This is a genomic window from Marinobacter sp. 1-3A, from assembly GCF_016597775.1.
GTDB lineage: Bacteria > Pseudomonadota > Gammaproteobacteria > Pseudomonadales > Oleiphilaceae > Marinobacter > Marinobacter xiaoshiensis.
Window position 1 is genome coordinate 625,280 of record NZ_VCGZ01000001.1, and the last position, 17,663, is coordinate 642,942.

At 53.2% G+C, this 17,663-nt stretch carries 18 protein-coding genes; 6 read left to right on the top strand and 12 right to left on the bottom strand.

Annotated features, from left to right (window positions below; all coding sequences use genetic code 11):
• Position 1: 1 nt before the first annotated feature.
• Complete coding sequence (locus FE848_RS02805) at positions 2–2,011, top strand: M48 family metallopeptidase (protein WP_200201197.1); 2,010 nt, start codon at positions 2–4, stop codon at positions 2,009–2,011.
• Between the two features lie 12 nt (positions 2,012–2,023).
• On the opposite strand, the gene gspD is transcribed toward FE848_RS02805, so the two are convergent.
• The 6 genes from gspD to FE848_RS02835 form a co-directional block, all read right to left on the bottom strand.
• Positions 2,024–3,976: a type II secretion system secretin GspD gene (gene gspD / locus FE848_RS02810; RefSeq protein WP_200201198.1), complete on the bottom strand. Its 1,953-nt coding sequence runs from the start codon at positions 3,974–3,976 to the stop codon at positions 2,024–2,026.
• 32 nt (positions 3,977–4,008) lie between these two features.
• Positions 4,009–4,866, bottom strand: coding sequence for a type II secretion system protein N (locus tag FE848_RS02815; protein ID WP_200201199.1), 858 nt, complete (start codon positions 4,864–4,866; stop codon positions 4,009–4,011).
• Positions 4,866–5,657 carry a type II secretion system protein N gene (gene gspN / locus FE848_RS02820; protein WP_200201200.1) on the bottom strand — a complete coding sequence of 264 codons (792 nt, stop codon included), beginning with the start codon at positions 5,655–5,657 and terminating at the stop codon, positions 4,866–4,868. The genes FE848_RS02815 and gspN overlap by 1 nt, the downstream gene beginning before the upstream one ends.
• A 175-nt stretch (positions 5,658–5,832) precedes the next feature.
• Positions 5,833–7,485, bottom strand: coding sequence for a chaperonin GroEL (groL, locus tag FE848_RS02825; protein WP_200201201.1), 1,653 nt, complete (start codon positions 7,483–7,485; stop codon positions 5,833–5,835).
• Between the two features lie 78 nt (positions 7,486–7,563).
• Positions 7,564–7,851, bottom strand: a complete 288-nt coding sequence (groES, locus tag FE848_RS02830) for a co-chaperone GroES (RefSeq protein WP_100639400.1) — start codon at positions 7,849–7,851, stop codon at positions 7,564–7,566.
• A gap of 193 nt (positions 7,852–8,044) precedes the next feature.
• Positions 8,045–8,587, bottom strand: a complete 543-nt coding sequence (locus tag FE848_RS02835) for an FxsA family protein (protein WP_200201202.1) — start codon at positions 8,585–8,587, stop codon at positions 8,045–8,047.
• Between the two features lie 91 nt (positions 8,588–8,678).
• On the opposite strand from FE848_RS02835, the gene FE848_RS02840 reads away from it, so the two are divergent.
• From FE848_RS02840 to FE848_RS02850, 3 genes are all read left to right on the top strand, one after another.
• Positions 8,679–9,440 carry an SDR family oxidoreductase gene (locus tag FE848_RS02840; RefSeq protein WP_200201203.1) on the top strand — a complete coding sequence of 254 codons (762 nt, stop codon included), beginning with the start codon at positions 8,679–8,681 and terminating at the stop codon, positions 9,438–9,440.
• Between the two features lie 71 nt (positions 9,441–9,511).
• Positions 9,512–9,754: a helix-turn-helix transcriptional regulator gene (locus FE848_RS02845; RefSeq protein ID WP_200201204.1), complete on the top strand. Its 243-nt coding sequence runs from the start codon at positions 9,512–9,514 to the stop codon at positions 9,752–9,754.
• A complete protein-coding gene (locus FE848_RS02850; RefSeq protein ID WP_200201205.1) occupies positions 9,744–10,925 on the top strand; it encodes a type II toxin-antitoxin system HipA family toxin in 1,182 nt (393 codons plus the stop codon). The genes FE848_RS02845 and FE848_RS02850 overlap by 11 nt, the downstream gene beginning before the upstream one ends.
• On the opposite strand, the gene FE848_RS02855 is transcribed toward FE848_RS02850, so the two are convergent.
• The 3 genes from FE848_RS02855 to FE848_RS02865 are packed head-to-tail and all read right to left on the bottom strand — an operon-like array spanning position 10,885 to position 13,115.
• Complete coding sequence (locus FE848_RS02855; protein ID WP_200201206.1) at positions 10,885–11,202, bottom strand: MGMT family protein; 318 nt, start codon at positions 11,200–11,202, stop codon at positions 10,885–10,887. The genes FE848_RS02850 and FE848_RS02855 overlap by 41 nt on opposite strands.
• 5 nt (positions 11,203–11,207) lie before the next feature.
• On the bottom strand, positions 11,208–12,593 hold the full coding sequence (locus FE848_RS02860; protein ID WP_227715085.1) for an AmpG family muropeptide MFS transporter: 1,386 nt from the start codon (positions 12,591–12,593) through the stop codon (positions 11,208–11,210).
• Positions 12,594–12,632: 39 nt separating this feature from the next.
• Complete coding sequence (locus FE848_RS02865) at positions 12,633–13,115, bottom strand: YajQ family cyclic di-GMP-binding protein (RefSeq protein WP_200201207.1); 483 nt, start codon at positions 13,113–13,115, stop codon at positions 12,633–12,635.
• Positions 13,116–13,231: 116 nt separating this feature from the next.
• On the opposite strand from FE848_RS02865, the gene FE848_RS02870 reads away from it, so the two are divergent.
• Both FE848_RS02870 and FE848_RS02875 read left to right on the top strand, forming a co-directional pair.
• Positions 13,232–14,203, top strand: coding sequence for a response regulator (locus tag FE848_RS02870; RefSeq protein WP_200201208.1), 972 nt, complete (start codon positions 13,232–13,234; stop codon positions 14,201–14,203).
• A 320-nt stretch (positions 14,204–14,523) separates the two neighbouring features.
• Positions 14,524–15,549 carry an AraC family transcriptional regulator gene (locus FE848_RS02875; RefSeq protein WP_200201209.1) on the top strand — a complete coding sequence of 342 codons (1,026 nt, stop codon included), beginning with the start codon at positions 14,524–14,526 and terminating at the stop codon, positions 15,547–15,549.
• Positions 15,550–15,579: 30 nt separating this feature from the next.
• Here FE848_RS02875 and FE848_RS02880 read toward each other — a convergent pair whose 3' ends face one another.
• The 3 genes from FE848_RS02880 to FE848_RS02890 all read right to left on the bottom strand — a co-directional run bounded on the left by FE848_RS02880 (position 15,580) and on the right by FE848_RS02890 (position 17,545).
• Positions 15,580–15,936, bottom strand: a complete 357-nt coding sequence (locus FE848_RS02880) for a type II toxin-antitoxin system PemK/MazF family toxin (protein WP_200201210.1) — start codon at positions 15,934–15,936, stop codon at positions 15,580–15,582.
• Positions 15,911–16,111: a DUF2281 domain-containing protein gene (locus tag FE848_RS02885; RefSeq protein ID WP_200201211.1), complete on the bottom strand. Its 201-nt coding sequence runs from the start codon at positions 16,109–16,111 to the stop codon at positions 15,911–15,913. The genes FE848_RS02880 and FE848_RS02885 overlap by 26 nt, the downstream gene beginning before the upstream one ends.
• 222 nt (positions 16,112–16,333) lie before the next feature.
• A complete protein-coding gene (locus tag FE848_RS02890) occupies positions 16,334–17,545 on the bottom strand; it encodes an argininosuccinate synthase (RefSeq protein ID WP_200201212.1) in 1,212 nt (403 codons plus the stop codon).
• Between the last annotated feature and the right edge of the window lie 118 nt (positions 17,546–17,663).

Below are 17,663 nucleotides of genomic sequence, written 5' to 3' on the forward strand. Positions count from 1 at the left end.
CATGGCTCATCCCGGTTTTTTCCAGCGCCAGGCAAGTGCCCGGCGCAATACCAGTCTGCTGGTGTTCCTGTTTCTGACAGCAGTAATACTGATTACCCTGGCTGTGTGTCTGGTAGGTTATTTCGTAACCCGCAGTGAGACCTCAGGCCAACCCTTTCACCACTGGCTGCTTTCCAGCCACGGAATGATTACCGCCTCAGCAGTGGTGCTTCTCATATGCGTGGGGTCCCTCGTGCGGTGGGTAGATCTTGCCGGTGGTGGAAGCCGCGTTGCCAAAATGGTTGGTGCACGGCCTATAGACCCGGATACCCGCGACAGCGACGAGCGAAAGCTACGCAATATTGTAGAAGAAATGGCCATTGCCAGCGGGGTGCCTGTGCCCGAACTCTACATTATGGACAACGAGACAGGCATCAACGCCTTTGTAGCAGGCTACACCCCCGGTTCCGCCGTCATGGTAGTAACACACGGATCTATCACACAACTAACCAGAGATGAGCTCCAGGGCGTTGTGGGACACGAATTCAGCCACATTTTTAACGGTGACATGCGCCTGAACGTTCGCCTTATCGCTTTGCTGTCCGGCATCTTGATGATTGGGCAAATCGGCGGTTTCCTGCTTCGTTCATCGTTCTATAGCGGCGGACGAACCACAGGCCGTAACCGGGATGGCCGGGCCCAGGCGGCCATGGGCATTATCGGCATAGCCCTGTTTGTCATCGGCTATGTGGGCGTATTTTTTGGCCGCCTTATTCAGGCCGCAGTGTCGCGCCAGCGGGAAACCCTTGCAGATGCATCATCTGTGCAGTTCACCCGCAACCCGGACGGGATTGGCGGGGCTCTTTTCAAGATCGGGCTTCGAGGCAGTTACCTGGATACCACTGGCCACGCCAGTGACATGAACCACATGTGCTTTGGCGAAGCTACGCGCATGAAGTTCTCCTCTTTGCTTGCCTCTCACCCGCCTATCGACCAACGCATACACGCAATTCAGCCGGGGCTTATGGCCCGGCTCAAAAGCCGCCTGCGCGATACGGAATCAGGCGATGACCTGCGCTCCGCAACCACGAGCCAGCAGCCAGCTGGCGCATCCGGTTTTGCCAGCGCCGCTACAGACCTTTATGGCACTGCCTCCGGCAGACGAACATCCCTGTCGGGCTCTGCAATTGCCACTCACACGCCTACTCCGGCGGCCAGCATGCAAAAACTGTCAGAGAGAGTCGGCACCATCAGCCCGGAAGGGGAAGACTTTGCGGTCAAACTGCTGCAACGCTTGCCCTCAACCTTTCGCGGTTTGCTTTATACCCGGGCGGGCGCTATTCAGCTCTGTTATGCCCTGCTTATCAGTGACCTGAACCAGAAAGAACAGTCTGAACGCCTTGCCCTGCTTCCTGATAACTCACTGTTTGGCCCACAGCCTGAACTGCTCGCAAAACTCGTTCCGACGCTCCAGAAAATCGGTGAAGCAATTCGCTTTCCGGCCCTGGAGCTCGCAATGCCAGCTCTGAGAAAACTGGACCCTGAAGAGCGTGCCGAGTTGATCCGGTGTGTGAGAATGCTGGTAAAGGCAGATAATCGGGTCACCCTGTTCGAGCTGGCTCTTACCAGCTTTCTCTCCCGCCATCTCGGGGTGGATTCAGCTCGGGTAATCCCGGTGCGTTACCGCAGCTACAAGGCTGTCATGCCCGCACTGCAAAGACTTCTGAGTCTTATGGCCCGGGCTGGATCAGACAGTACACAGGAGGAAGTTAACGCCTTGTATCTTGAGGCTATGGCCGGATTTGCCAACAACGGGGATTCGGAGTACCCAATACTTGCCAAGGTAAGCATGCGCGATTTACAGGAAGCACTCAAAGCTCTTAACGGGCTCTCAGCGCTATTAAAGCCCGCAATTATTGACGCCTGTGGCCACTGCATCACCTATGACGGGGTGATTGAACCGAGAGAGTACGAACTCATGAGGCTTGTGGCGGATCAGATGGACTGCCCGATGCCGCCAATGGTGGTGTAAGGAGAAGCCGGTTTACCGAAGAACCCGCTCCTCCTGATTGAACAGAATATCCACACTCGGGCTAGCGTTAATTTCTGGCAAGCCAAGCTTGTTGCGAATATCGAGGTTTACCTTCCAGAGTTTATTGAACTTCTCCGATGTAGCCTCAACAGCCTCAGCCTTGCCAAGCATGATCTTGGGCCGCAAGAACACCAGCAGATTGCGCTTTACCCGGCGCTCAGACTCTGATGAAAACAGCCTGCCGAGGTAAGGAATATCGCCAAGGAAAGGCACCTTACTTTTGTTAACCAGATAGTCATCGCGGGTAAGACCACCCAGCACAATGGTTTCACCATCATCCGCCAGCACAGTTGTCTTGATCTCGCGCTTGTTGGTTACAATGTCTGATGCATCTTCAATACTGTCGGCAACGCTTTCCGTTGTCTGCTCCACCACAAGTCGCACAAGGCCATCAGCACTGATGGTTGGTGTTACCCTTAGGGTGAGGCCTATATCCCTGCGTTCAATGGTGGTAAACGGGTTGGTAGTGCCATCACCCGTCACCGTAGACTGGCCCGTACGGAAAGGAACGTTCTGGCCCACAATAATTTCCGATTCCTGGTTATCCAGGGTAATGATGCTCGGTGTCGAGAGCAGGTTGGCCGCTGCAGAGGTGGAGAGCGCCTGCAAAAGAACACCCCAGCTCACACCGTTTTCATTTCTCTGGCCAGCACCAACGGTAACACCTCCTACCGCCGGTGTAATGACAGACTCCGTCAGTATGGCGCTGAGCACATCCCCCAGGCTTCGACCCACGTTACCAAAGTTTGTGCCCATTACCGGAGTCGAGCCCCGGGACTCATCACCCACCGCTAGCTGAACGCCTAGGTCCTGGCCCAGCTCATCACTAATCTCCACAATCGCGGCCTCAATCATCACCTGAGCACGACGTACATCCAGTGCTGCGACAATCTCTTCCGCTTCTTGCATCAACGAAGGCTCACCACGAACCACCAGTGCGTTGAGGCCCTCATCAGCAAATACCGCAAAGCTGCCTTGGGGCTTGCTGCTGGCACCACCACCGGGCGCTCCTCCTGAGCCCTCTTTGGATAGCTCACCCATCACACCTTTCAGCAGTTCCGTAAGGCTTTTTGCGTCAGCATGTTTAAGGCGAATAACCTTGGTTGCTCCGCCGCTGGCGGAGGGCTGGTCCAACTGCGAAATCAAACCACGCATTTTGCTCCGGAAAGATTCATCACCCCTGAGAATCAAGCGATTACTGCGCTCATCAGCGGTAACACTGTATTTTCTTGCGGCGCTGTCATTACCTGCCCGACCCAACTCGTCTGGCGCCAACTCCTGCAAAAGAGTCACCATATCCCCAACCCAGGCTTCCCTGAGCTTGATAACCTCCACCTCGTACTTGGAGGGGCTATCCAACTCCCGAACAATCTGTTCCATACGCTGAATGTTGGATGCGTGGTCACTGATAATCAGAGCATTGGCTGCCGCGACACCAGCCAGATGGCCATACTTTGCCACCAGTGGCCGGAGAATAGGTACCAGTTCCAGCGCACTGGCATTATCAATCTGGATAACACGGGTAATAAGCTGTTCGGAGGGAATATTTGAGAATCGACCGAGAACCTCAGCGGATTGCTTGGCATCTACCTGCTGCACAACCTTGATGACTTCTTCACCGGGAATGGCCGTGAAGCCGTGCACGTTCAACACTGCAAGGAACAGATCGTATATTTGTTCCTTGTTCATGGGCGCGCTGGAAAGAACCGTCACCTTGCCCTTCACCCGCGGATCCACCACAAAACTGTACCCGGTTATATCGGCCACCTGAGTAACAAAAGCGCGGATATCCGCGTCTTTAAGGTTCAACCTCCATGTTTCATCCTGGCCGTGCGCCACCGACATCAGGGGAAGTAATATAAGCAGAGCCAAGGCCCGCAAAAAATTGGTCTTGTAGTTATACATCTGGCGATTTCGTCCTGTATCGATGAACCCGGTCAGCGCCACTGCTCAGGTATGGCATAACTGATGTTGAGAATAGACCCGTCACGTTCAATTTCTATATCCAGACTGGCTTGGCCACGCCAGCTTTCCAGCAGCGAACGATCCTGCTGCACATCACCCAGGCGCTGCCCGTTGATAGCAGTAATCACATCGCCCGCTTTGAGATTCACTGCGTTCAACATTGCGTTGGAGCCATCATACACGTAGCCCGCGCCACCAGACTCATCCACTGGCTTAAGTCCGTATGGAGTCAGCGCTGCCGCGCCTGCACTGTCCAGCTGCTGCTTTGCGTTCTCAAGAAATGCTTCCGGTGATGATTCTGCAGGTACCTGTGCCACCTCTGCAACCATTGTGGAAACATCATCTTCCTCAAACGTGAGCGACTCGTACCGCCCGCCACGGCGAATCAGGATTCGACCCGGTTCCACCTCAGCCAGCTCTGCATTGCCCGGCAGCATATCGCCCACACGGTACCACGCGGTTTCACCGTTACTCCCGGCCACTATAGCACCCGAGTCTTCCAGGCGCTGCCCTACCAGAACGCCTTCAAGCCTGAGCCTCAAACCGGTTTCCGGTGCCGAGCGTTTAACCGCTTCAGCTACCTCGCCTGGAGTTTCAGCCCGACCAAAAAACTCATAACCGGCCATTGAGAAACCACCTGACCGAGCAAAAGCCTGGGCACCAGATGAACTGCCTGCAGGCATAGCCACAACTGGCTTATCCTGCCACGCAAACAGCCAGGTAACATTTGCCATGGCAACACCCATATAAACTACCAGCCACATAAGCAGCAGGTTAGCCAGCGTTTGGGCAATTCGGCGCTGGGTGTCCGGAGCCGGCATTGCAACCATCAACGCGCCCCCGGCAACAGCGGCTGCCTGACACGAAACACAATATCATCGGGGCTGGCTGAGTCTGGCCAGGGCTGGCCAGCGAGATCTATCATGCGTTTGTATACTCGCAACTCCATCATCCCGCTCCAGAGAATACTGGCATCCGCCGCCGGGCCACTCCCCGCCTGCTCCGCGATCACCAAGGCCACACCACCACTAGTCGTATCCATAGTAGCCTGCATGGGCGGGAACTTTGCCTGCCCGGTTTGATCACCCATGGGCCAGCTTACGCTACCGCCAGCCCACCGTCCGAGACCATCCGCACGAATAATGCGGTCATCCGCCCATTCAAGAACCAGGCGATCAATACTCACATCGCCCTCAATCATTGCGCCGCCGCTGCGCTGAATCAATTCTTCGAACTCAGCAACTGCAATAGTGCCTCGCGCATTCAGCCGGGCATTTGCGGGCCATCCTATGGCTATATCACCCGAAACCTCAGATTGCAGTGACGCCACAGAAATCCGTACTGGCTGCTCCAACCGGGTAACAGACGGCCATCCCAGCTGCCACTCAACACGCAAGGGGAAACCGGCAACCACCAGACTGGCGGCACCATCCCAAACTCGGCCTGCTATCTGCTGCACCTGTACCTGGGGTGGTAAAGAAACATAGGGAGATGCTTTATGCCAAACCCAGCCGGCTGGAACAAAAACAATCAAGGCGCCCAAGTAAACAAACAGCCCCAGCAGCACAAGCAAAAACAGTTTGCCGGGGCGAAGAAAAGGTTTGGATTCAGCGTCGCTCATTCGGTAGCACACAGACAGTTGACCGGTTGCCGAGTCTAGCAAACGCTCAGGTCAAGTTCATGACAAAAAAACAAAAACCCCGCATCAGTGTGAACCGATGCGGGGTTTTTGAGTGCAGATCAGGCCACGTCGCTATTTTTGCGACGCAGTCGGAATCAGCAAGCTATGAACGGCATCACATCATGCCACCCATGCCTCCCATTCCGCCCATTCCACCCATATCCGGCATTCCGCCGCCAGCGCCTTCTTCTGCTGGCTCGTCTGCAACCATCGCTTCAGTAGTGATGATCAGAGAGGCTACAGAAGCAGCTGCCTGCAGTGCAGAACGGGTAACCTTGGCTGGGTCCAGAATACCCATTTCCAGCATATCGCCGTACTCTTCGATAGCCGCGTTGTAACCAAAGGAACCTTCGCCTTCACGAACCTTGGCAACAACAACCGAAGACTCACCACCTGCGTTAGAAACGATCTGGCGCAGAGGCGCTTCCATCGCACGACGCAGAATGTTAACACCGGCTTTCTGCTCTTCGTTGATAGCATCAACCTTGTCCAGCGCAGCAATAGCGCGGATCAGGGTTACACCACCACCAGGCACAATGCCTTCTTCAACGGCAGCGCGAGTAGAGTGCAGCGCGTCTTCAACACGCGCCTTCTTCTCTTTCATTTCCACTTCAGAACCCGCACCTACCTTGATAACGGCAACACCGCCAGCCAGCTTGGCCACACGCTCCTGAAGCTTCTCTTTGTCGTAATCTGAAGAGCTGTCTTCAATCTGCTTGCGCACCTGCTCAACACGGGCTTCGATATCAGCCTGTGCACCAGCACCGTCAATGATGGTGGTGTTTTCTTTGGTCAGGTTTACACGCTTGGCTGTGCCGAGATCATCAAGAGTGGTGTTCTCCAGGCTCAGGCCCACTTCTTCGGAAATCACAGTACCGCCGGTCAGAATGGCGATGTCCTGCAGCATTTCCTTGCGACGGTCACCAAAGCCAGGCGCCTTGACAGCAGCGACTTTCACAATGCCACGCATGTTGTTCACAACCAGAGTGGCCAGCGCTTCGCCTTCGATGTCTTCAGCAATGATCATCAGCGGCTTGCCAGCTTTGGCAACAGCTTCCAGCACCGGCAACAGCTCGCGGATGTTGGAGATTTTCTTGTCGACCAACAGCATGTACGGGTCATCAAGTTCTACGGACATGTTGTCCTGGTTGTTGATGAAGTACGGAGACAGGAAGCCACGATCGAACTGCATGCCTTCTACTACGTCCAGTTCGTCGTCCAGGCCACGGCCTTCTTCAACCGTGATAACGCCTTCTTTACCAACTTTTTCCATAGCATCAGCAATCAGCTTGCCGATAGTCTCGTCGCCGTTGGCAGAAATGGTACCTACCTGTGCAATGCTGCGGGTATCGTCGCAAGGACGAGCCATTTCGCGGATAGCTTTAACGGCTTCCGTAGTGGCTTTGTCGATGCCGCGCTTCAGATCCATTGGGTTCATGCCGGCGGTAACAGACTTAACGCCTTCATTCACGATGGCCTGAGCCAGAACGGTTGCGGTAGTGGTACCGTCACCCGCTGTTTCGTTCGCCTGGGAAGCAACTTCCTTCACCATCTGGGCGCCCATGTTCTCGAACTTGTCTTTCAGTTCGATTTCTTTGGCAACCGATACACCGTCTTTAGTGATTACCGGAGCGCCAAACGACTTCTCCAGAACCACGTTACGGCCCTTGGGGCCCAGAGTTACGCGAACTGCGTCTGCAAGAACGTTGACGCCTGCAACCATGCGCTTACGGGCGCTATCACCGAATTTAACTTCTTTTGCTGACATGTGTTCTATTCCTGTTCGTTAAATCGAATTCGTTGAATCAATCGAGTTAATGACTGTTCGTGCGAATTGCTTCAGCGATCACTCAAGCACGCCGTAAATATCGCTTTCGCTCATGATGAGCAGCTCTTCACCGTCGATTTTTACGGTGTTGCCGGCGTATTGGCCAAAAACCACGGTATCACCCGCTTTGACTGCCAGCGCACGAGTCTCGCCATTTTCCAGAATGCGACCATTGCCCACGGCGATGACTTCACCCTGGGACGGCTTCTCTTTTGCATTACCCGGCAGCACGATGCCGCCTGCAGTTTTCTCTTCTTCTTCTTTACGGCGTACAACGACACGATCGTGTAGCGGACGAATCTTCATTGCTCGGTTTCTCCAATTAGTCAGATTAATGTGGCAATGACATTTGCTGTTGATGGCCGGATTGCAGATGCAACCCGACAAAATTGCCCGGCTTGTAACCTGCTGTTTTCCAGCAAGTATCAGCCTGCGGCTAACTTGTGATTCCTATGTGGGGCTGGTGTGGGGGTTTTCAACACCTGCCCGGATAAATTTTTCACTTTTTATCGAGGCGGTCATGGTTGGTTTCGGTCTCATCAGAGTATTCCCCTTCAATAATGTCGCCGTTATTATCGCGGTCGAAGGGGCGTTGCCGTCCGAAGGGATTGCCGGAGTCACCAAAGGGGTCCTGACCGAATGGGTTCTGCCCACCGCCAGTACGAAAATAAAACCCACCACTTGTATTGGTCGCCACCATACGCTTCAGGGCTTGAGCGGCGAGCCAGTGCCTGCTGAATGGCAGAAGGCATAAAAAGCCGACCGCATCGGTTATAAACCCCGGGGTGAGCAAAAGTACGCCGCCAACCGCCAAAATCAATCCCTCGGCCACTTCTTTAGCCGGCAACTCACCGCTGTTCAGGCGCTGATTGGCCTTCAACAGAGTTGCCAGCCCTTGCTGCCGAAGCAGCCAGGCGCCAACTACGGCAGTAAGCAATACGAAACCGATGGTATTGAACACGCCAATAACGCTGCCAACCTGAATAAGTACCGCCATTTCAGCGATCGGCATGACAATAAAAATAAACAAAAATATGGACATCAGGCTCTCGTGTTGCGGGTTTGGGTATTCCAAGGTCTGGTATACTCGCAGCCCTTTTGATTACATCTGTTATCTATATTTAGGGCGAAACATGAAACTTCAAGATTCCGTTATAGCAATTACCGGCGGCGGCCAGGGCCTTGGCCGTGCAATGGCAGAATATCTGGCAGCCAAAGGTGCGAAACTGGCACTGATTGACCTTGCCCAGGATAAACTGGAAGAAGCAGCAGCCGCCTGCAAAGCGGCAGGCTCTGAAGCAAAAATCTATTTGTGTAACGTAGCCAAAGAAGACGAAGTAGAAGCAACCTTTGCAGCCATTGCAAAAGACTTCGGCCAACTGAACGGCCTTGTTAACAACGCTGGCATATTGAGAGATGGCCTGCTGTTGAAAACCAAAGATGGCGAGATTACCAAGCGCATGGAGCTGTCCCAGTGGCAATCGGTTATCGACGTTAATCTTACAGGTGTTTTCCTGTGTGGCCGTGAAGCCGCCACACAGATGATCCAGACTGGCAGCAAAGGCGCCATCATCAACATCGCCTCCATTTCCCGCGCCGGCAACATGGGGCAAAGCAATTACTCTGCAGCCAAAGCCGGCGTGTCTGCGCTGGTGCCAGTATGGGCTAAAGAACTCGCCCGCCACGGCATCCGCTGCATGGGCATTGCACCTGGCTTCATCGAAACAGAAATGACCGCCTCCATGAAACCGGAAGCACTGGAGAAAATGACCGCAGGTATTCCGCTGAAGCGCATGGGTAAGCCAGAAGAGATTGCTTCAACAGCCGCGTTTATCTTTGAAAACGACTATCTGTCTGGCCGGATGATTGAAGTGGATGGCGCTTTGAGGCTCTAAAGTGACTAAAATACTTTACAAAACTGAGAAAAATGCTAAATTGTGAAGTATATTGGACACATGGCGGCAATATGGATTACCAGACTCTAGGGCAGACTATCTCAACTTTACGCCAGCAACACGGGGTGTCTCAGCAAAAAATGGCTGAACACCTCGGCATGTCCCGAGCCACCATCAATGCACTGGAAAATGGCCGTTCGGGCGACATTGGCATACGCAAGGTAATGAAAATTCTGGATTATCTGGGCAAGGAACTCAACATTCGAGATAAGTCGCCTTTCCCTACGTTTGAGGAGCTTAGGGATGAGCAGTGAGCTGGACGTATGCGTAGATGGCCATCAAACGGGGAAGCTGTTCAAGGAAACCGCGGATATTGTTTTCAGCTATGGTGATAGCACCTCCCCGGATCAGTTTGTATCCCTCACTATGCCGGTGCGCCGAAAGGAGTACAGCCATCGCTACCTTCACCCAATCTTTGAAATGCACCTGCCTGAAGGTTACTTGCTCTCTACCATCAAAAAGCAGTTTGCTAAAATCACCGATACTGACGACCTGGGCCTTCTGAGACTACTCGCCCCATCAATCCGTGGGCGCATCGAGTACAACCGCCAGGATCAATCTGAAAGCAACCCGCTTCATCTCAATACGCTCTTGCATTCAGACAACCCAGGGCTATTTGAAGAACTGGTTTCACGTTTTGCGTTACGCTCAGCGCTCAGTGGCGTGCAACCCAAAGTGCTGGCTCAGCTGGAGAACAAAGCGACGTTGCGCCTCGACGATTTCATTGTCAAAGCCTGGGGGCAAGACTACCCCGCACTTGCCCTGAATGAATACTGCTGCATGCTGGCCTGCAAATACGCAGACATTCCGGTACCGGAGTTTCATCTCTCTGATGACGAATCTCTGTTTATCATGAAACGGTTTGATCTGAATGAAGACGGCAGTGCGCTGGGCTTTGAGGATATGTGCGTCCTCCAGGCAAAACAGCGGGACGACAAGTACACCGGAAGCTATGAGCAAGTTGCAAAAACAATAAAAACCTTTGCAAGCCCAGTGAGTAAAAGAGCGTCACTGGAGCAGTTCTTCAAAATGATTGTGCTCAACAACGCACTGCAAAATGGTGATGCACACCTGAAAAACTTTGGCCTGACCTACAAGAACACTGACTCAATCAGGCTGGCCCCTGCCTACGATATAGTATGCACGACGGTTTATATAAACCGGGATATCCCAGCACTAACACTTGCCGGCAGCAAAAAATGGATGCCTCGTGCAAAGCTTGAACGCTTCGGAGTGCAGGCCTGCGAGCTGACAGGAGCCAGGGCCACGGCACTTTATGAAGAATGTAGAAACGCCCTGAGAGAACTACTGCCTTACCTAACTATGCGGCTTGCCCAAACCCCTGACACAGACCAAAGAATGGTACTGGAGCACCTGCAAACTCTTATTGCCACCGAAACCGGCGCATCGCTACCCGGCCGTTGACCACTTCCACGCCTTCGGCTTGCAGCCGGCTAACCTGTTCCTGGTAGATTTCCGAACCTTCCGGGAATGCAATCTGGCCATTGCTTCGAATTACCCGGTACCAAGGCACTGAGTGGCCTTTCGGCAGCTTGCCAAGTGCGCGGCCAATGTAGCGGGCCTGCCGGCCAAGTCCCGCCATGTCTGCTACCTGCCCATAGCTGACGACCTTGCCCGGCGGAACAGCCATCACTACCTGCCAGATTTTTTGATCTTTAGTCGGCTCCTCTTGATACCCCATAGCGCCTAACCACCTATTGGTTGGGGAGTATCGGGCTCGTCGCTCCCCGAATGATCCGGCGCCAGTGCATCCAGCCTCGCGCCTTGTCGAATCAGGAACATAGCCAGAAGAATGGCGGGAATGCCCATCAAACCGGCTATAAGAAAGAACTCCGCATAACCATAGCCCGCCACAACCATCCCCGAGAAGCCGCCCAGGAACTTACCCGGCAGGGTCATCAAGGAACTGAACAACGCATATTGAGTGGCCGTAAAAGACGCACTGGTCATACTGGAAAGCCAGGCAATCAACGCCACATTGGCAATACCACCACTGAGATTATCGGCACTCACCACAACCGCCAGGGTTGCCAGATTGGGCGGATACTGCGCCAGAAACACGAACAAAAGATTCGTACTGGCCGTGAGTATGGCCCCCGCCAGCAGAATCTTTCGGGTGCCGTATCGTACAACCAGAACACCACCCGCGAGGGAGCCTGCAATGGTCATAAAAAATCCGAAAATTTTCGTGACATCTGCAACCTGGGTTTTGCTGAAGCCCATAAAATTCAAATAGAAGGGGTTGGCCATCACACCCATGGCAATATCGGAAATACGGTACACCGCCACCATCAACAGAATCGCAATGGAAAGCTCTTTATAACGGCGAAAGAAATCCAGAAAAGGCCCCGCCACAGCAGCATAAAACCAGCCAGCGAAACGGGCTATTCGAGGGCTGAGGTGAGTTCGTTTTGCCGCTTCCTGCTCAATCTTGTGGGCAATATCCTGGGCGGCTGAGAAGTGATTCACCGCCGGCTCCTTCACAACCAGCACCGTTATGGCCCCCACCCCCACCAACGCAGCCATAACCTCATAGGACACCTGCCAAGACCAGAACTCCGCAAGATACAGAGCCCCAGCGCCTGCCACTAAAAGCGCCAGCCGATACCCAAAAATATAAGTAGCTGCCAGCGCTGCCTGAAGTCGCTCTTCGGCAATCTCAATGCGATAGGCATCAATGGCCACGTCCTGAGTAGCAGAGGAAAACGCCACCAGCAGGCCGCACAAGGCCATGGTTTCCGGAACGGCGATCGCATCTACATGAGCCATCAGATACAAGCCGGTGGCGATACCCACTTGAGCGAACAGTATCCAGCTGCGGCGTTTGCCCAGCAGCCTGTCCAGCACCGGCAATTTCAACCGATCCACAACCGGCGCCCAAAACACCTTGATGGAATAGGTGATCCCCAGCCAACTGAAAAAGCCAATAGTGGCCGTTTCTACACCCACATCGGCAAGCCGGGCGTTCAACGTGGAGAAAACCAGCAAAAACGGCAACCCGGCAGAAAAGCCGAGAAACAGCAGAGCAATGACCTGCCAGCGCGTATAGGTGTGTAGCGTGTCCCGGATCAAATCCAGACGGGTGCCGGTTGAAATGGTGGAGCCTCCGAATCAGTCGCGGAAATTATTGAACTGCAGGGGTACGTCTAATTCGGTCTCACGCAGCAGGGCAATCGCAGTTTGCAGATCGTCCCGCTTCTTGCCGGTTACCCGCACTTTGTCACCCTGAATGCTGGATTGCACTTTCAACTTGGCCTCTTTGATCAGCTTCACGATCTTTTTTGCCATATCGGTTTCAAGGCCCTGTTTCAGCACAAAATGCTGCTTGATCAGTTTGCCGGATTTGCTTTCACCGTTCTCTGCAAGTGCACGACCATCAATATCGCGGCTGGCAAACGCCATGCGCAGAATGTCGATCAACTGCTCAAGCTGAAATTCCTGCTCAGCACTCACAGTTACGCCCTTATCATCCATCTCGATATCCGCATCTACATTTTTAAAATCCCAGCGATTACCCAGATCTTTCTTGGCTTTGTCCACCGCATTGGTCACTTCGTGCATATCAATTTCAGAAACAATGTCAAAAGAAGGCATGATCGTTATTCTCCAGGAGCTGTAGCGAGTATACTCGTTGCTTGAAATTAAGGGCCAAGCATACCAAGCCCCGGAAATCCCCGCATCTGACAATGGACTGGTAAAAGTAGGTAACAATGCCGAATCTGGATCTCCCTATCCTCGTAGTAGACGACGCTAAATTCAGCAGTATGGTGGTTGGCCGAACTCTGCGAAATGCCGGGTATCGCGACGTACGCATAGCCAACAATGCCCCTGCGGCGCTCAAGCTGATGGAACAGCGTGCGGTAAGTGTACTGATTGCCGACTGGCTGATGCCCGAAATGGACGGGTTGCAACTAACCGACAAGGTACGCCAACTGGATGAACAAACGAACCACTACACCTATGTAATCCTCCTGACGGCACGGGAAAGCGTAGAAGCCTTGGCATTAGCGTTCGACCGAGGCGTAGACGACTTCATTTACAAATCCGACATGACCAAGCAGCTGATCCCCAGGATTTTTGCTGCGGACCGAATGGCAGATCGACAGAACACGCTACTGCGCGCCAATGCACTGCTCATTGAAAACAATCGCGAGTTGGAATCCAGCAACATCATTGATCTGGAAACCGGCCTGTGTAACAACCGCTACGGCCGTGACCGCCTCACCAAAATGCTTCGGCATGCAGAATCCCGGGGCGGCGCATCAGCCTATGTGCTTTGTGGCATTCGCAACTGGCAGGATTTGAAGCGCAAACACCCGCCCACTGTAATGTCTGAACTGGCGGTTGGCATTGCGCGCAGGCTGAGCACGCTTATTCGCCCTATTGATGTTCTCTGCCGTGTAGGCGATAACCAGTTCGCCCTGATTGCCTATTTCCCGAATAGCGACCATTGCACCACCACAGCCTTTCGCCGGGTATTCGATGGCATTAACCACAAAGCCCTGAAAACAACGGCCGGGTATATTTCAGTTGAGGCCGGCATGGTGCTTTGCAAAGCCGACGCCCAAAACGGCACGCCTTCCATTCGGGATATGGAACAAGCGGCTGTACACGGCCTTGTAGATGCCTACGAAACAAGGCGCTTTACTGAAACTGTGCCGGAGATAGGTGCAAACGCCTGAGCCGGGAACAATATGTAACACTGAGACACACATCACGCACAGACACAGGCAAGCGAAAGCCCTATTCTGAGATTGTGGATTTAAGCAGTATCCCCCATGGCGGAGGGGCCGTGTTGTACCTCCGCCGTCAAATGGGAATCCACCGAATTAACGAATTTTTCAGGCACTTTCGTTTGTTCTCTCTCTTTAGGCCAGCCTTTGCTGGCCTTTTTGTTTTTTGCTCCCCGCAAACCATTCGTTTAAGTTGTTCAGCACAAGTTTCGTTATACTCCCCTGATAACACCTAAAAACAACCGTGCTGTAATCGTGACAAACCCATCATGACAAACCTAGGAACCGCCTCCGTTGCTGCCCTGCGCCAGTATGTGCGCGCCGCCGAATCCATTGGCGCCGATACCTCCGAGCTTTTTACAAAAGCCGGCTTAGACCCCGCTATCCTGGATTCTGACGAAGGCCGCATAAACGGGGATCAGTTTCAGCAGTTCATTCTTCTACTCTGCGAACTCACCAACAACCCTATACTCGGGCTTGAAACCGGCGATTTTGTGCAGCCAGGCTCCTACAGTGTGCTGGGTTACATCACCATGAGCTGTGTAACCCTAGGGGAAGCCGTCGCCCGCATTGCACCCTTTGAAAAGCTCGTAGGCGACATGGGCACAACCGCACTGGCCATGGATAAGGATTCCATAAAGCTCATTTGGAACTGCAACTACAACGACCCGGTTGTGCGACCACAGGTTATCGACAACGTGTTTGCCTCCTGGATCAACTACGCTCGGTGGCTAGCTGATGATGAGACGGCTTCCCCCACCCATGTGCGCCTGATGCGACAATCACCCGGCAGTGAGCTCGAACAAGCCTACCTGAATCGTTGGAACTGCCCTGTGCAGTTTGGTGCTGACGTGGATTCCATCAGCCTCAAAAAGGAACTACTGGAAACCCGCCTGCGACAGCCAGACCCCATGCTGCGAAAAACCCTGGAAGCCCACGCCCTCACCCAGCTGGCTTCACTGGATACAGATACAGACCTGACATCGCAGGTAAAGCAAAGCATTCAACAACAGCTGATGCACGGCATAACCCGGCAAGACATGGTGGCGGATGATTTAGGAATAACGAGCAGAACCCTGCAGCGGAAGCTGAGCCAGGAAGGCGTTTCTTATCAAAAACTGCTGGATGAAGTTCGCCAGAAAATGGCGGAGGATTATCTGCTGAACAGTGACTTGAGCATTCCAGATATCGCATTGAGACTGGGGTACAGCGAAACCACTTCGTTTCACCGTAAATTCAAAACAGTAGCAGGAAAGACGCCCGGAGAGTTCCGGGCGCCAAAGGCTTCCGGTTGAACATGACGCTGTGCCCTCGCCTTCCTTATTTCAAGCTAGGTCCAGCACACTCTGAAGCAGTTCTTTGAGAATCAATTGATCGCTAACACCGAGGGAGCCCATTTTTTTGAGGACAATCTCTTGATCCACTGTCGCTATCAGGGGCTTGAATACCGAAGGCTTAATTAAACCTGCCTGTTTCCAGTCCGCTATCAAAGCCTCACCATAAGTCAGGGGGTCTCTGATCTGGCTAGTAATTGCCAACAATATAACGTCAGGGCGATAAGTTTGGTAAGAGGTAGAACTGAGGATCACTGCCGGGCGCTTCTTTATCGTTTTTAGACTCGTAAAGGGAAAGCCAACAAGCACCACATCCCCAAACTTATAACTCGTCGTAGGCTGAATCATCTTCGTTATCCCATACCTTTTGGAAAGAAGCCTCTGCTCCCTGCGCGAAATCCTTGCGCATACGATGTTCACGATCTTTCTGGCTCAAAAAGTCAATAAAGTCTTCGACTTCCGACAAACGATCTGACGGAAGATGCTCAAGCTTTTTGATCACCTGCTGAACCCTGTCTTCCATTATGACTCCTACCAACCTAACCACTCGTACTTAGTATCGCATAATGGGAGGTAAAACTCCCAAGGGGCTTCTGAGATCCACGCTAGCCTAGAACGACAAAGGCCGGTGCAGCCTCCCAGAAACGTGGAGCGCCAAGGATGGCGCGACCGAGCCCTACACGGATGTATTTACGGGCGTTTTCTGGGAGGCTGCACCGGCCTTGGTCAGGCACAGTGTCAGCTATTAAAGCTTACGACCTTTACCCGCAGCAATCCGCAGACGCAGAGCGTTCAGCTTGATGAAGCCTTCTGCATCCTTCTGGTCGTAGGCACCGTGATCTTCTTCGAAGGTCGCGATGGTTTCATCGAACAGAGAGTCGTCAGACTTACGGCCCACAACATCCACGTTGCCCTTGTACAGCTTCAGGCGAACAACGCCGTTTACGTATTCCTGAGTCTGGTCAATCAGTGCCTGCAGAGCTTCGCGCTCAGGCGACCACCAGTAACCGTTATAGATAACCTCAGCGTAACGCGGCATCAAGCTATCTTTAAGGTGCGCTACTTCGCGGTCCAGAGTGATGGACTCAATCGCACGGTGTGCGCGCAGCATAATCGTGCCGCCCGGTGTTTCGTAACAGCCACGGGACTTCATGCCCACATAGCGGTTCTCAACAATATCCAAACGGCCAATACCGTTAGCGCCAGCAACCTTGTTCAGGTTTTCCAGCACTTCGTGGGCCTTCATCTCCACACCGTCAACGGCAACAATGTCACCCTTGCGGTAAGTCAGCTCAATATAAGTCGGCTTATCGGGAGCAGCTTCCGGAGACACACTCCAGCGCCACATATCATCTTCAGCTTCTGACCAAGGATCTTCCAGGTTCATGCCTTCATAAGAAATGTGCAGCAGGTTGGCATCCATGGAGTAAGGCGACTTGCCCGGCTTCATATCCACCTGAATATTGCGCTCTTTGCAGTACTGCAGCAGCTTCTCGCGGGAGTTCAGATCCCATTCACGCCAAGGCGCGATAACCTTGACACCCGGCTTGAGCGCATAAGCACCCAACTCGAAACGAACCTGGTCATTACCCTTACCCGTTGCACCGTGGGAAATCGCATCGGCGCCGGTTTTGTTGGCAATTTCAATCAAACGCTTGGCAATCAAAGGGCGGGCAATAGACGTACCCAGCAGGTACTCGCCTTCATAAATAGTGTTGGCACGGAACATCGGGAACACGTAATCGCGCACAAACTCCTCGCGCAGGTCCTCAATGTAAATCTCCTTCACGCCCAAGGCTTCCGCCTTTGCACGTGCCGGCTCAACTTCCTCGCCCTGGCCGATGTCGGCGGTAAAGGTTACCACCTCACAGTTATAGGTATCCTGCAACCACCGAACAATAACGGAGGTATCCAGGCCGCCAGAATAGGCCAGAACCACCTTTTTAATATCAGACATATTTTATGCTCCAGACTGAACAGAATGGATGTATTGAAAAGAAGGAGCGTATTGTACGGGAGTGCGGGGGAGTTGGCTATTGCCCCCTCTCCCGCCGGGGGCGAGGGGCTAAAAAATT

Coding starts and splice junctions, on each gene's coding strand:
- FE848_RS02805 (WP_200201197.1), top strand. CDS start 2: ATGGCTCATCCCGGTTTTTTCCAGCGCCAGGCAAGTGCCCGGCGCAAT.
- gspD (WP_200201198.1), bottom strand. CDS start 3,976: ATGTATAACTACAAGACCAATTTTTTGCGGGCCTTGGCTCTGCTTATA.
- FE848_RS02815 (WP_200201199.1), bottom strand. CDS start 4,866: ATGGTTGCAATGCCGGCTCCGGACACCCAGCGCCGAATTGCCCAAACG.
- gspN (WP_200201200.1), bottom strand. CDS start 5,657: ATGAGCGACGCTGAATCCAAACCTTTTCTTCGCCCCGGCAAACTGTTT.
- groL (WP_200201201.1), bottom strand. CDS start 7,485: ATGTCAGCAAAAGAAGTTAAATTCGGTGATAGCGCCCGTAAGCGCATG.
- groES (WP_100639400.1), bottom strand. CDS start 7,851: ATGAAGATTCGTCCGCTACACGATCGTGTCGTTGTACGCCGTAAAGAA.
- FE848_RS02835 (WP_200201202.1), bottom strand. CDS start 8,587: ATGTCCATATTTTTGTTTATTTTTATTGTCATGCCGATCGCTGAAATG.
- FE848_RS02840 (WP_200201203.1), top strand. CDS start 8,679: ATGAAACTTCAAGATTCCGTTATAGCAATTACCGGCGGCGGCCAGGGC.
- FE848_RS02845 (WP_200201204.1), top strand. CDS start 9,512: ATGGATTACCAGACTCTAGGGCAGACTATCTCAACTTTACGCCAGCAA.
- FE848_RS02850 (WP_200201205.1), top strand. CDS start 9,744: ATGAGCAGTGAGCTGGACGTATGCGTAGATGGCCATCAAACGGGGAAG.
- FE848_RS02855 (WP_200201206.1), bottom strand. CDS start 11,202: ATGGGGTATCAAGAGGAGCCGACTAAAGATCAAAAAATCTGGCAGGTA.
- FE848_RS02865 (WP_200201207.1), bottom strand. CDS start 13,115: ATGCCTTCTTTTGACATTGTTTCTGAAATTGATATGCACGAAGTGACC.
- FE848_RS02870 (WP_200201208.1), top strand. CDS start 13,232: ATGCCGAATCTGGATCTCCCTATCCTCGTAGTAGACGACGCTAAATTC.
- FE848_RS02875 (WP_200201209.1), top strand. CDS start 14,524: ATGACAAACCTAGGAACCGCCTCCGTTGCTGCCCTGCGCCAGTATGTG.
- FE848_RS02880 (WP_200201210.1), bottom strand. CDS start 15,936: ATGATTCAGCCTACGACGAGTTATAAGTTTGGGGATGTGGTGCTTGTT.
- FE848_RS02885 (WP_200201211.1), bottom strand. CDS start 16,111: ATGGAAGACAGGGTTCAGCAGGTGATCAAAAAGCTTGAGCATCTTCCG.
- FE848_RS02890 (WP_200201212.1), bottom strand. CDS start 17,545: ATGTCTGATATTAAAAAGGTGGTTCTGGCCTATTCTGGCGGCCTGGAT.